This window comes from Streptomyces sp. NPDC051211 (assembly GCF_040689505.1).
Classification (GTDB): domain Bacteria; phylum Actinomycetota; class Actinomycetes; order Streptomycetales; family Streptomycetaceae; genus Streptomyces.
Genome location: NZ_JBFBAV010000031.1, coordinates 75,630 through 88,569, shown reverse-complemented (window position 1 = coordinate 88,569; position 12,940 = coordinate 75,630). Strand labels below are relative to the sequence as shown.

General features: G+C 72.6%; 11 protein-coding genes and 2 tRNA genes. 6 read left to right on the top strand and 7 right to left on the bottom strand.

The genetic code is table 11. The features are described 5' to 3' along the window. The first annotated feature begins 700 nt into the window (after nt 1-700). Nucleotides 701-1,999: a sensor domain-containing protein gene (locus AB0447_RS26100; protein WP_366479197.1), complete on the top strand. Its 1,299-nt coding sequence runs from the start codon at nt 701-703 to the stop codon at nt 1,997-1,999. 5 nt (nt 2,000-2,004) lie between these two features. Further along, entirely contained in the window at nt 2,005-2,637 is a 633-nt protein-coding gene (locus AB0447_RS26095; RefSeq protein WP_366479201.1) for a response regulator transcription factor, read from the top strand. A gap of 73 nt (nt 2,638-2,710) precedes the next feature. On the opposite strand, the gene AB0447_RS26090 is transcribed toward AB0447_RS26095, so the two are convergent. Both AB0447_RS26090 and AB0447_RS26085 read right to left on the bottom strand, forming a co-directional pair. Further along, nucleotides 2,711-2,784 (bottom strand) — tRNA-Lys (locus AB0447_RS26090). A 102-nt stretch (nt 2,785-2,886) separates the two neighbouring features. Next, on the bottom strand, nt 2,887-3,645 hold the full coding sequence (locus tag AB0447_RS26085) for an IclR family transcriptional regulator C-terminal domain-containing protein (RefSeq protein WP_366479196.1): 759 nt from the start codon (nt 3,643-3,645) through the stop codon (nt 2,887-2,889). Between the two features lie 239 nt (nt 3,646-3,884). Between AB0447_RS26085 and AB0447_RS26080 the strand changes: the two genes are divergently transcribed. Both AB0447_RS26080 and AB0447_RS26075 read left to right on the top strand, forming a co-directional pair. Beyond that, nucleotides 3,885-4,973, top strand: a complete 1,089-nt coding sequence (locus AB0447_RS26080; protein WP_366479195.1) for an LLM class flavin-dependent oxidoreductase — start codon at nt 3,885-3,887, stop codon at nt 4,971-4,973. A gap of 254 nt (nt 4,974-5,227) precedes the next feature. Next, nucleotides 5,228-6,925: a glycosyl hydrolase family 18 protein gene (locus tag AB0447_RS26075; RefSeq protein ID WP_366479194.1), complete on the top strand. Its 1,698-nt coding sequence runs from the start codon at nt 5,228-5,230 to the stop codon at nt 6,923-6,925. Between the two features lie 76 nt (nt 6,926-7,001). Here AB0447_RS26075 and AB0447_RS26070 read toward each other — a convergent pair whose 3' ends face one another. Continuing rightward, the gene (locus AB0447_RS26070) at nt 7,002-8,807 is read right to left on the bottom strand and encodes an EAL domain-containing protein (RefSeq protein WP_366479193.1); all 1,806 of its coding nucleotides are present in this window, start codon (nt 8,805-8,807) and stop codon (nt 7,002-7,004) included. 346 nt (nt 8,808-9,153) lie between these two features. Here AB0447_RS26070 and AB0447_RS26065 point away from each other — a divergent pair, with 346 nt between their 5' ends. Further along, nucleotides 9,154-10,386 (top strand): M6 family metalloprotease domain-containing protein, encoded by a 1,233-nt coding sequence (locus AB0447_RS26065; protein ID WP_366479192.1) that lies wholly within the window; start codon nt 9,154-9,156, stop codon nt 10,384-10,386. Nucleotides 10,387-10,466: 80 nt separating this feature from the next. On the opposite strand, the gene AB0447_RS26060 is transcribed toward AB0447_RS26065, so the two are convergent. From AB0447_RS26060 to AB0447_RS26045, 4 genes are all read right to left on the bottom strand, one after another. After that, nucleotides 10,467-10,540 (bottom strand) — tRNA-Lys (locus AB0447_RS26060). Beyond that, nucleotides 10,531-11,154 carry a bifunctional DNA primase/polymerase gene (locus tag AB0447_RS26055; protein WP_366479191.1) on the bottom strand — a complete coding sequence of 208 codons (624 nt, stop codon included), beginning with the start codon at nt 11,152-11,154 and terminating at the stop codon, nt 10,531-10,533. The genes AB0447_RS26060 and AB0447_RS26055 overlap by 10 nt, the downstream gene beginning before the upstream one ends. Before the next feature lie 136 nt (nt 11,155-11,290). Further along, entirely contained in the window at nt 11,291-11,632 is a 342-nt protein-coding gene (locus AB0447_RS26050) for a hypothetical protein (protein ID WP_366479190.1), read from the bottom strand. Nucleotides 11,633-11,738: 106 nt separating this feature from the next. After that, nucleotides 11,739-12,302, bottom strand: coding sequence for an NAD(P)H-dependent oxidoreductase (locus tag AB0447_RS26045; RefSeq protein ID WP_366479189.1), 564 nt, complete (start codon nt 12,300-12,302; stop codon nt 11,739-11,741). 115 nt (nt 12,303-12,417) lie between these two features. Here AB0447_RS26045 and AB0447_RS26040 point away from each other — a divergent pair, with 115 nt between their 5' ends. Next, nucleotides 12,418-12,936, top strand: coding sequence for a MarR family winged helix-turn-helix transcriptional regulator (locus tag AB0447_RS26040; protein WP_366479188.1), 519 nt, complete (start codon nt 12,418-12,420; stop codon nt 12,934-12,936). Nucleotides 12,937-12,940: the final 4 nt, after the last annotated feature.

Here is a 12,940-nt window from a genome sequence, read left to right as displayed (position 1 = left end):
GTGCAGGCCGTCGTGGTCCGCCATCGCCTGGTTGACGGTCCGGTGCGGCGCCGTTGCCGGGGGCCGGCCCCCGGACCCCCGCGCCTCAAACGCCGGCGGGGCTGGATGTGCCCTCCGGGCACCCAGCCGGAAAGCCGGCGGGCATCCAGCCCGTCCGGCGTTTGAGGACCGGGGTCCAGGGTGGAGCCCCGGTTCGGGAAGGGGCGGGTGGGGAAAGGCTCCGCGCAGCGGCTGGCGGGTTCGGGTGCGGCGCCGTTGCCGGGGGCCGGCCCCCGGGCCCCCGCGCCTCAATCGCCGGCGGGGCTGGAGTTGCCCGGCGGGCTGGAGTTGCCTGCGGCAAACCCAGCCGTGAGCGCCTGGCGGGGGAGGTGCCCGGTCCGGTGCGGCGCCGTTGCCGGGGGCCGGCCCCCGGACCCCCGCGCCTCAAACGCCGGCGAGGCTGGAGTTGCCCGGCGGGGCCGGAGGCGGTCCGGCAGGGCTGGAGGGGACGAGGCTCGGGCAGCGAGGTCCGGCGGGGCTGGAGTCGCTCGCGGAACCCAGCTGCAAGGGGCGGGCAGGGGCGACGCCCGTGCAGCGGGGGCTGGAGGGGACGAGGCGCGGGCGGTGAGGCCCGGAGGGGGCCCGGGGTGGGGCTGGCGCCGGTATGGGTTGGTCCGGTGGGGGCATCGTGGGGGCGCGGCGCCGCGCATACGCTCGGCCCATGGACGCCGCCCCCACCCCCTGGCACCCCCTCACCACCCCCACCTACCTGCGCAGCAGCACCCCCTGGCGCGCCGCCGCCTACCTCGCCGGCTCCGCCCTCACCGGCATCCCCGTGCTGCTCGGCATCGTCCTGCTCGCCGGTGCCGGCGCCGTGCTCAGCGTGGTGCTCGTCGGGCTGCCGCTGCTCGCCCTGCTCTGTCTCGTCGGCGTGCCCACCGCCGCCGTCGAGCGGCGCCGGCTCCGGCTGGTCGACCCGGCGCCCGCGCCCGGCCCGCACCGGACCCCCGCCGAGCCCGGGCTGCTCGCCTGGGGCCGGCTCCGGTTCCGGGAGCAGGCCACCTGGCGGGAGCTCGCCTACGCCGTGCTGCACGGCTTCGTCCTGTGGTGGCTGGACCTGGCCGCGGTCGCCGTGCTCCTGTGGCCGCCGCTCGGCATGATCGGCGCCCCGCTCCAGCTGGCCCTCTCCGGCGGCGAGGAGGCCCGGATCGTCAAGCTGTGGCTGATCACCTCCTACCCGGCGGCCTTCGCCCTCGCCGCCGCCGGGCTGGTCCTGCTGCCCGCCCTGCTCTATCCGCTCGGTGCCCTCGCCGCCGCCCGCGCCGCCCTCACCCGTGCGCTGCTCGCCCCGCGCGAGGGCGAGCTCCGGGACCGGCTCACCGAGGTCACCCGCTCCCGGGCCCGGCTGGTCGAGGCGTTCGAGGCCGAGCGGCGCCGCATCGAGCGGGACCTGCACGACGGGGCCCAGCAGCGGCTCGTGGCGCTGACCATGTCCCTCGGGCTGGCCAGGCTCGACGCCCCGCCCGGCCCGCTCGCCGACCAGCTCGCCCGGGCGCACGACGAGGCCGGCCGGGTCCTCACCGAGCTCCGCGAGCTGATCCACGGCATCCACCCGCAGGTGCTCTCCGACTACGGGCTGCCCGGCGCCCTCTCCGACGTGGCCGAGCGGTCCGCCGTACCGGTGGAGACGGACATCGCCGAAGGGCTGCCGCGGCTGCCCGCGGCGGTCGAGGCCGCCGCCTATTTCGCCTGCTCGGAGGCGCTCGCCAACACAGACCGGCACAGCGGCGCCTCCCGGGCCTCCCTTGCCGCCCGGCACGACGGCTCCGTCCTGCTGATCGACGTACGGGACGACGGGCGCGGCGGCGCCGACCCGGCGGCCGGCTCCGGGCTGACCGGACTGGCGGACCGGCTCGCGGTGCTCGATGGCACACTGACGATCACCAGCCCGCGCGGCGGGCCCACCGTCCTGAGCCTGGAGATTCCGTGCACGGCAGTGAGCAGCAGCAGCGGTCCCTGAACGTCGTGCTCGCCGAGGACGGCGTGCTGCTGCGCGAGGGCCTGGTCGGGCTGCTGGAGCGGTTCGGCCACCGGGTCGCCGCCGCCGTGGGCGACGCGGACGCGCTGCGCGCCGCGGTCGCCGAGCACACCCCGGACATCGTGGTGACCGATGTCCGGATGCCGCCCGGCCTTTCCGACGAGGGCCTGCGGGCCGCCGTGGAACTGCGGGCCGCCCGCCCCCGTCTGCCGGTCCTGGTCCTCAGCCAGTACGTGCAGCGCTCCTACGCCGCGGACCTGCTGGACTCGGGTGACGGCAGCGGGGTCGGCTATCTGCTCAAGGACCGGGTGGGACAGGTGGAGCAGTTCCGGGACGCGGTGGTCACGGTCGCCGGCGGCGGCACGGTCGTCGACCCGGAGGTAGTGCGGCAGCTGCTGCGCCGGCGCCGCGATCCGCTCGCCGCGCTGACCCCGAGGGAGCGGGAGGTGCTGGGGCTGGTCGCGGAGGGGAAGTCGAACGGGGCGATCGCCCGGGAGCTGGTGGTCTCCGAGGCCGCCGTCGGCAAGCACATCGGGAACATCCTGGCGAAGCTGGACCTGCCGCCCGCCGAGGAGACGCACCGGCGGGTGCTGGCCGTCCTCGCCTACCTGCGTGCCTGAAATCCGGTGCCGCGGCCCCGCGGAAAACACTTCGGGCGGTTCCCGGTGAACCGGAAACCGCCCGAAGATCAGGTGCGCCGCCAGGGACTCGAACCCCGGACCCGCTGATTAAGAGTCAGCTGCTCTAACCAACTGAGCTAGCGGCGCCTGCTGACAGAGAAAATACTACCTGGTCCCGAGAGGTGCTTCGGACCACCCCGGTCAGAGGCCGGAGTCGCAGGTCAGAGGCCACAGGTAGGGGTCGGGGGGTCACAGGGTCAGCGACAGCAGCAGCGGCGCGGCCTTCCGGTTCAGCGCGTCCGCCGCGGCCCGCAGCCGGTGCGCGTGCTCCACCGGCATCGACAGGGCCAGGCAGCCCACGGAGGCACCCGCGGTGATCGGTACGGCCGCGCAGACCGTGCCCACCGCGTACTCCTGGAGGTCCAGCACGGGCACGGTGGCCGGCTGGCTGTCCAGCTTCGAGAACAGCACCCGCTCGCTGGTGATGGTCTTCGAGGTGAGCCGGGCGATCTTGTGCCGGGAGAGGTGGTCGCGCCGGCCGTTCACGTCGAGCTGGGTGAGCAGGCATTTGCCCACGGCGCTCGCATGCGCCGCCGAGCGGAAGTCGACCCACTCGTGCACCTTGGGGGTGCGGGGGCTGTCCGCGAACTGGGTGATCCGGACCTCGCCGTCCACGTACCGGCTGATGTAGACGGCCGCGCCGACGGAGTCGCGCAGCCGGTCCAGGGTTTCCTGGAGCTTGTTCTGGAGGGCCTGCTGGCGGTCGATGCCGGAGCCGAGGAGCACCAGCGAGTCGCCTATCGCGTAGGCGCCGTCCGACACCTGCAGGACGTACCCCTCGCGGCGCAGCATGAGAAGCATGGGAGCGAGGTGGGCGGCCGGCAGACCCGTCTCGCGGGCGATCTGCGTATCGGTCACGCCACCGGGATGCCGTCCGATCGTCTCCAGTACGCGCAGGGCGTACTGCACCGAGTGGAACGGCGCGGTCGGCTCGGGCTTCAGCGCCACGGTTTCCCCCTAGCAGGTTGTTACCGCTTGCCCTACCACGATAGCCATCAAGAGGCCCATCCGGAGCGTCTGTTGAGGAGATTGATGGCTCAATCATGCCCCCTGGCCGGGATCTACTCCCCTGGCATATGCCAAGGTCACGCGCCCTGTCCCGGTGTGCCGGGAATGCCCGGCGACCACCTCCTGTTCGAACCCTTCGTACGCCGTACCGGACGGTAGGCCAAGAGGCAGGAGCGACGATGAGTGACGTGCGGGGCGCGATCCGCGGGACCGCCCACGGCAGCGCGCCGGTACCCCTTTCGGTGCTGGATCTGGTGACCGTCGGCAGCGGCAGCACGGCGCACGCCTCCCTGCGGACCAGCGTCGAGCTGGCCCGGCTCGCCGAGTCCCGCGGGTACCAGCGCCACTGGGTCGCCGAGCACCACTCCATGCCCGGAGTCGCCAGCTCCTCCCCGGCCGTCATCCTCGCCCACCTCGCCGCCCACACCCGGCGCATCCGGCTCGGCTCCGGCGGGGTGATGCTGCCCAACCACGCCCCGCTCGCCATCGCCGAGCAGTTCGGCACCCTGGAGGCGCTCGCGCCGGGGCGGATCGACCTCGGGCTCGGCCGCGCGCCGGGTACGGACGGCCGGACCGCGGCCGCGCTGCGCGGCACCGACCGCCCCGATGCCGACGCCGCCGAGTTCCCCCGGCAGCTCGCCGAGCTGACCCGGTTCCTCGACGACGACTTCCCCGACGGGCATCCGTACGCCTCGGTGCACGCCGTACCCGGCCCGGTCCAGGGGCCGGCCGCGCGGCCGCCCCTCTGGCTGCTCGGCTCCTCCGGGTTCAGCGCCCGGCTGGCCGGCGAGCTGGGCCTGCCCTTCGCGTACGCCCACCACTTCTCGGCGGCCGGCACCCTGCCCGCCCTCCAGCTGTACCGGGACAGCTTCCGGCCCTCCGCGGTGCTCGACGCCCCCTACACCGTGATCGGCGTGTCCGCGCTCGCCGCCGAGGACCCGGCCCGGGCCCGCGCCCAGGTGCTGACCGGAGCCCTGTCGATGCTGCGGCTGCGCACCGGCCGGCCCGGACTGATCCCCACCCCCGAGGAGGCGGCCGGCTACTCCTTCTCCCCCCTGGAGCGGGAGTTCGTGGACGGCTGGCTCGCCAACGTGGTCCACGGCTCCCCGGACGAGGTGCGCGCCGGGCTGGACGCGCTGGCGGCGCGCACCGGCGCGGACGAGCTGATGCTGACGGCCAATGTGCACGGCGGAGACGCCCGGTTGCGCTCGTACGCCCTCGTCGCAGATGCGTACGGGATGCCGGAGGGCGAGGTTCCGACTGGCTGACGGCGTATGAACGGGGTTCGGCTGGTTCCTTGCCGAAACCTTGCGCCGGGCTTCCTCAAGGGAGTCTTAAACCGCTCGTCACCGAGGGTGGCGGGCGGTTTCCGATGTGCTCTCACCGCCCCGACCTGGGACGTTGCCGCGCGACTGGTCTAGTCCTTCTTTGGCTCAAACCATTGACGCGGTCATGCGGAGATCGCTATCACTTCTCCCACCCGGGCTGTCACATCCTCCCCTCCCACCTCCGGAGGCTGTTCATGCACATCCGTAAACCCCTCATCGCGGCCGCCGCCACGGCCGCGCTCGCCGCCGGAGCGCTGGCCACCTGGGCGGGCCTCGGCACCGCCCAGGCCGCGGACGCCTCCGCCACCGCTGCCGCGGGCGGCGTGCGCATCGCCTACTACGACCAGTGGAGCGTGTACGGGAACGCCTTCTATCCCAAGCACCTCGACACCCGGGGCATAGCGAGCAAGCTGGACGTCATCAACTACTCGTTCGGGAACATCCACCCCACCGAACTCACCTGTTTCGAGGCCAACAAGGCGGCCGGCGACGACAACAACCCCAACGCCGGCGACGGCGCGGGCGACAGCTACGCCGACTACCAGAAGTCCTTCAGCGCGGCCGACAGCGTGGACGGTGTCGCCGACAAGTGGGACCAGCCGATCGTGGGCGTCTTCAACCAGTTCAAGGAACTGAAGGAGAAGTACCCCCACCTGAAGATCAACATCTCGCTGGGCGGCTGGACGTACTCGAAGTACTTCCACGACGCGGCCAAGACCGACGCCTCCCGCAAGAAGTTCGTCGCCTCCTGCATCAAGCAGTACATCAAGGGCGACCTCCCGGTGGAGGGCGGCTTCGGCGGCCCCGGCACCGCGGCCGGCATCTTCGACGGCATCGACATCGACTGGGAGTACCCGGGCTCCTCCGGCGGCCACCTGGGCAACCACTACGGCCCCGAGGACAAGCAGAACTTCACCCTGCTGCTCCAGGAGTTCCGCAAGCAGCTCGACGCCGAGGGCGCGGCCAACGGCGGCAAGAAGTACCTGCTGACCGCGGCCCTGCCGGCCGGCCAGGACAAGATCAAGTACATCGAGACGGACAAGATCGGCGCGTACCTCGACTACGCGAACATCATGACGTACGACATGCACGGCGCCTGGGACGGCGACGGGCCGACGTACCACCAGTCGCCGCTCCTGCCCTCCGCGGCCGACCCGACCGACCCGATCGCCCCCGGCACCGAGAAGTACGGCATCGACAACGCCATCGACTCCTGGATCGACGGCAACCCGGCCTACGGCATCGCCGGCGGCTTCCCGGCCAACAAGCTGACCCTCGGCTACGAGTTCTACTACCGCGGCTGGAAGGGCGTCCCGGCGGGCAGCACCAACGGCCTCGCCCAGACCGCGACCGGCGCGTCCAACACCCGCCCGGTCAGCCAGCAGGCCGGCATCGCCCACTACAAGGAGCTCGGCGGGATCGTCGACAACCCGGCGACCAGCTACTGGGACGACACCGCCAAGGCCTCGTACTTCTACAAGGACGGCGAGTTCTTCACCGGCCTGAACCAGAAGTCCATCCAGGCCCGCGTGGACTACGGCAAGCAGCGCGGTCTGGCCGGCGCGATGATGTACTCGCTCCTCGGTCTGGACGACAACACCACGCTGCTGAACCAGATCAACGACGCCCTCGGCGGAGCCACCCAGCCTCCCACCACCCCGCCGACGACACCCCCGACGACGCCCCCGACCACCCCGCCGACCACCCCGCCGACGACGCCGCCGACCACCGGCTGCGGCTCCGTCCCGGCCTACGTCGCGGGCACCGTCTACACCGGCGGCAGCGAGGTCTCCCACAACGGCCGCAAGTGGAAGGCCCAGTGGTGGACCCAGAACGAGACGCCGGGCACGACCGGTGAGTGGGGTGTCTGGAAGGACCTCGGCGCCTGCTGATCCCCCCACCTCGCGCCGAGCGACCCGCCACCCCCTGCCCGAACCGGGCAGGGGGTGGCGGTGTGTCCGGGCCCGGTCAGCCGTTCTTCGGATCCGCAGCGGGGGACGGGCGGCGGTCGCCGATCATTTCGGCGATGCGGTCCGGGGACACCGCACGGGAGTACAGCCAGCCCTGGCCGGTGTCGCAGCCCACCCGGCGCAGCCGGGCGGCCTGGCCGGCCGTCTCCACGCACTCGGCCGTCACCGTCAGGCCCAGCCGGTGCGCGAGCTGCACCAGCGCCTCGACGATCGTCTCGTCCGCCGGATTGGGGTGCGTGCCCTCCTCGTAGCGGAACCCGCGCACGAAGGAGCCGTCCAGCTTCAGCACCGACACCGGCAGCCGGCTCAGATAGGCGAGGTTCGAGTAGCCGGTGCCGAAGTCGTCGATGGCGATCCGGACACCCATGTCGCTCAGCGCCTGCAGGGCCTGCAGCGGGCGCCCCGCCGAGCCCATCACCGCCGACTCGGTCAGCTCCAGCTGGAGCAGCTGCGGGGCCAGCCCCGTCTCGGCGAGGATCTCGGCCACGTCCCCGACCAGGTCGGAGTCCCACACCTGCCGCACCGCCACGTTGACGGACACGAACACCGGCCTGTCGCTGGGGTGCTCGATCTGCCAGCGCCGGGCCTGCCGGCAGGCCGTCCGCAGCACCCACTGGCCCAGCTGGACGATGGAGCCGTCCTCTTCCGCAATTCCGATGAACCGATTCGGCGTCAGCAGGCCGAACTGCGGGTGGTTCCAGCGCACCAGCGCCTCCACCCCGCGCACGGCCCCGCTCTCCAGGTCCACCAGCGGCTGGTACTCCAGCTCGAACTCGTCCCGCTCCACCGCCGGGCGGAGCGTCGAGGAGAGCGCCTGCCGTGTCATCCGGTGCGCGTTGCGCTCCGGATCGAACAGGGTCCAGCGGGCCTTCCCGTCCGCCTTCGCCCAGTACAGCGTCGTATCCGCGGCCTGCATCAGCCCGGTCGCCGAGGTGCCCGCGGTGGCCCGTTCGACCACCCCGATGGACGCCGACACCGACAGCCGCTGCCCGGCCAGGTCGAACGGCTCCTGCACGGCGGCCAGTACGGACCGGGCCAGATCGGCCAGCTCCTCGGTGCCCGTGGAGTCCTCCACCAGCACCGCGAACTCGTCGCCGCCGAGCCGCGCCACCAGGTGCCCGCCCGTACGCCCGTACCCGGACTGGTCCGCGCACTGGCTGAGCCGGGCCGCCACCGCCGTCAGCAGCCGGTCGCCGACCCGGTGCCCCAGCGTGTCGTTGACCGCCTTGAACCCGTCGAGGTCCAGGTAGCAGAGCCCGATCCGGCCGGTGCCGCCGTGCTCGTACGAGGAGGCCTCCAGGGCCGCCGACAGCCGCTCGAAGAACAGCGCCCGGTTGGGCAGCCGGGTGACCGGATCGTGCATCTGCAGATGCCGGAGCCGGGCCTGGAGATCGCGCCGGTCGCTGATGTCGGCGACCGACAGCAGGACGTCGCGGGTGCCGGGCACCGGGCCGAGCGTGACCTCGGTCCACAAGGAGTGCCCGTCCGGATGTTTGAGCCGGCGGGTGCAGCGCAGCCTGGCCTGCCGGCCGCGCAGCACCTCCCGGTAGGCCTGCCAGGTCCGGGCCTCGGCGGCCAGGTCCACCAGGTCGGCCGCGGCCTGTTCGATCAGGGCGTGCGGCTCGGTGCCGAGCAGCCCGCCCAACGCATCGTTGGCGGCCACGACGAAGCCGTCCCGGTCGACGACGGCCATCGCCAGATGGGCCGCGTTGAAGGCGGCCCGGTAGTCGCGCAGTTCACGCTCTGTAGTCGTCGGTCGGATGCTGTCGGCCGCCGAACCGGTTCCCTCTGAGGTTCCGCTCACCGTTCGCTCCCGCAGTGCTCGTGATGTCCGCGCAGGAAAGTGTGCCGATCATAGAGGCAGCCGGGAGGCCCTATCCAGCGGCGTCGCCGTCCCGGACGGGCCGGTTCGGCGTGCTGACGGCGTGCTGACGGCGTCTTCGCCGTGCACCGCTCGATCGTTTCTGCGCGGCTGTGAACGCAGCGGACGCTCCCGTGATCGGTCGTGACGCTTCGTAATCTCCCGTTCGGGCCTGTGCGAGGTGCTCCGCGAAGGCCGCTCACTCATGTGGGGCACCGGAACAGGACATAAGTAAGACAATCCCCGCAAGGTGGACAGGAAGGATCGAATCCCCCCACCGGAGGTCGATGTGCCGCGACAGCAGACACCCGGGGGAGTGGACCGTCGTATGCGCAGTGCGGCGGCGACACTCACCTCCCTGACGGCGCTCGCCGCCATGTCTCTCGTCGCGGGACCCGCGGCCGCCGAAACCGGCGCAGCCCCCTGTGCGCTCCGCCGCACCTCGGCGCACCACTCCCTGGGCCTGGACACCTGGAACCGCGCCTACCCCAAGCCGGAGCGCCGGCTCAACGCGGTCATCGTGTTCCTGTCCTTCCCGGACGCCCGGCCGAAGACCACGCCCGAGGAGCTGACCGGCGACTACTTCCCGGCCACCAGCGACTTCTTCGAGCGGGCCTCGTACGGCAGGTTCCAGCTGGTCCCGCACCCGCAGAAGGAGTGGGCCCGGATGCCCAAGCCGTCCCGCGCGTACGGGATACAGCGCGACTGGGACCCCGACGACCGGGCCGCCTACCTGCGGGACGCGGTCGCCACCGCCGACGGCTCGGTGGACTTCGCGGCGTACGACATCGTGTACTTCGTGGCCGACCCCGATGCCCCCGGGGTGGACTCCGACGCCACCAAGGTCGTCAACTTCGAGCGGCCGATCCGGGCGGACGGAGCCGAGCTCCGGCGGATCGTCACCGTCTTCGAGCAGCACCCGCCGGACCGGAACGTGCTCGCGCACGAGACCGGGCACGTCTTCGACCTTCCGGACCTCTACCACCGGCCGACCGACGGAAAGGGCGACTGGGACACCTACGTCGGGGACTGGGACGTCATGGGCAGCCAGTTCGGCATGGCCCCCGACCTGTTCGCCTGGCACAAGTGGAAGCTGGGCTGGCTGACCTCCGACCAGGTGGACTGCGTCCAGAGCGGCTCCTCCCTGCACACCCTGCAGCCGCTCGCGGAGCCGGTGCCGCGCGGGAGTACCGGCGGGACCCGGCTGGCGGTGGTCCGCACCGGACCGGGCAGTGCCATCGCCGTGGAGGCGCGGGGCTCGGCCGGCAACGACGGGGACACCTGCACGGAGGGGATCCTGGTCTACCGGGTCCGCAACGAGGCGGCCTCGGGCGGCGGCCCGATCGAGGTGCTGGACGCCCATCCGGAGACGGAGGCCTGCTGGGACCGGTCCGTGTACCCGCCGCTGGCGGACGCTCCGCTGGAGGTCGGCGAGACGTTCACGGTGCCGGGGGAGCGGGTCACCATCGAGGTGGCGGACCGCACCCAGTCCGGCGCGTACACGGTGAAGATCACCGCCTGAGCGCACCCGAGCGCAACCGATGTCCGGGCGCACACGAAGAAGGCCCCCGCTCGCAAGGAGTGGAGGCCTTCTTCCGTCTGTGCGCCGCCAGGGACTCGAACCCCGGACCCGCTGATTAAGAGTCAGCTGCTCTAACCAACTGAGCTAGCGGCGCCTGCTGACGTCGTAGACATTAGCACCCGGATCCGCCGATGGAAAAATCGATACCCGCAGGTCGGCCGCTGCGGCGGTACGGGCGGCCCGGACGCAGGCCCACAGCAGCGCCTCGGGCCCCGGCAGCCAGGGCAGCCGGGTGTCGGGCGCCACCAGCCAGCGGGACGGGCCGGGCGTCGGGGTGAGGGCCGGAACGGTGACGGCGTCCCCCCGCCCGTGGCAGAGCGGCGCGGGCACCGCGTCCCCCCACTCCTCCCAGTCCAGCAGGGAGGGCAGCCGCTGGGCGGTCCCGGGGGCGGCGAACAGCAGCATCCGGCCGCGGTGGACGGCGACCGGCCCGGAGCCCGGGCCCTCGCCCCACAGCAGGTCCAGCACCCGCCGGCCGAACACCGCGGGCACGTTGACGATGTCGAACACGGTCCCGCAGGGCAGCACCGCGGGCGCGGTCGGCCGCCCCTGCCAGACCGCCAGGGTGCTCCGCGGGTGGGCCGAGGCGGAGACGAGCCAGGCCGCTCCCTGCGGGGTGACCCGGGTGGCGGAGGCGGCGTGCGCCGGGAGTGCGGAGTGCGCGGTGTCGAGGCCGGGACAGCGGGATTCCGTCGTGAGCGTCGTCATGACCCCAGGTCTACCCGCCGTGCCCGGCCGGTTTCGGCGAGTTACCGAAAACCGGGACAGGGCGGCGAGGTCTCGGGTATCTTGCGCCGCGCATATGCCAGGTCGCCGCTGCGCCCGGCCCGGGGTGCGGCCGGCACTACGCCTCGGCGGTGCCGCGCAGCAGGCCCTCGCCGAACTCGATCATCTTCCGGGCGTAGTCCTCGGTCCACTCCGCCCGCTCCGCGATCGCCGCCGGCGACAGCCGGTCGAACCGCCGTGGGTCGGCCAGCTGGGCCGCCGCCACCGCCTGGAACTCGATCGCGCGGTCCTGGGCCGCCCGGAAGGCCAGGGTCAGCTCGGTGGCGCGGGCCAGCAGCTCGCGGGGGTCTTCGATGGACTCGAGGTCGAAGAAGTGCTCCGGGTCCGCGGCAGCCTCCGAGGGCTCGAAGAGCAGCGGCGCGGGCCGCAGCCTCCGCTCGGTCCGCTCGGGCTCTGCCATGCGTGTCCTCCTGCGCTCGTTGTCGGTACCCGGGCACCCTCCATTGTCCAACGCCGCGCAAGACCGCCCCGGGCGGTCGCGTACGACCACCCGTGCGGGGCGCTCGTCACGCGGTGACGGGCTCCTCGGTGAGCAGCTTGGCCAGCTGGTCGAGGGTGGTGGTCAGCTCGTCGGCGAGGCCTTCGGGGGCGGTGAAGGTGCCCTCGGGGCCGACCAGGCGCGTGATGCCGGGCACGGCGACGTCCTGTTCGGCGAGTCGGGTGCCCAGCCGCTCGAACACGGGCCGGATGGCGGCGGCGGCCGGGGCGCCGCCGGTGGGGCCGGCGCTGTAGCTGACCAGGGCCACCGCCTTGCCCTTCCACTCGTGGTAGAGGAAGTCGATGGCGTTCTTCAGCGGGGCGGTGAAGCTGCCGTTGTACATCGGCAGTACGAAGAGGAGGGCGTCCGCGGACTCCACCAGGGCGCTCCACGCGTGCGTGTGCGGGTGGACGTAGCTGCGGGCGGCGGGCTGCTCGGGCTCGTCGAGGAAGGGCAGGTTGATCTCGGCGAGGTCGACCGGGGTGACCTCGAAACCGCCGTGCTGCTCGGCGATGCCGGCGACCCAGGAGGCGAGCGGGCGGCCGAGGGAGACGGGGCGGGTGCTGGTGGAGACGATGTGCAGGCGCGGCATGGCGGTGGCCTCTCGGACGAGCCGGGTAGTTGACGTGTCACCAATAAAACCGGGAGGTGGATGACATGTCAACCACCTAGGTGACATATCATCTACCTGGTTCTAGAGTGGATCCATGACGGCCGACGCCCCCCACGCGCCCGACGCCCCCGAGCCCGGACCGCGCTGGCTCACCGATTCCGAACGCCGCGCATGGCTCGCCTGGCGGCGGATGTTCCCCCTGGTCAACGCGCAGATCGCGCGCGACATGGGACAGGACAGCGGCCTCTCGGAAGCCGACTACGACGTCCTGTCCAGGCTCAGCGAGAGCCCCGGCCGGCGCGGCCGGATCAGCGGCCTCGCCGAACGCATGCTGTGGTCCCGCAGCAGGCTGTCCCACCAGCTCACCCGCATGGAGCAGCGCGGCCTGGTCCGCCGCGAGGAGGTGGCCGAGGACGGCCGCGGCGCGGAGGTCGTCCTCACCGAGGCCGGCCTGGCCGTGATCGTCGAGGCCGCGCCCCGGCATGTCGCATCGGTCCGCCGCCACCTGATCGACATCCTCACACCCGACCAGCTGGAAGCCCTCGCCGAGATGGGCGAAACCATCATGTCCGCCCTCCCCGACCAGGCCCCCCGCCGCTCGGACCGCCCCTGACCAC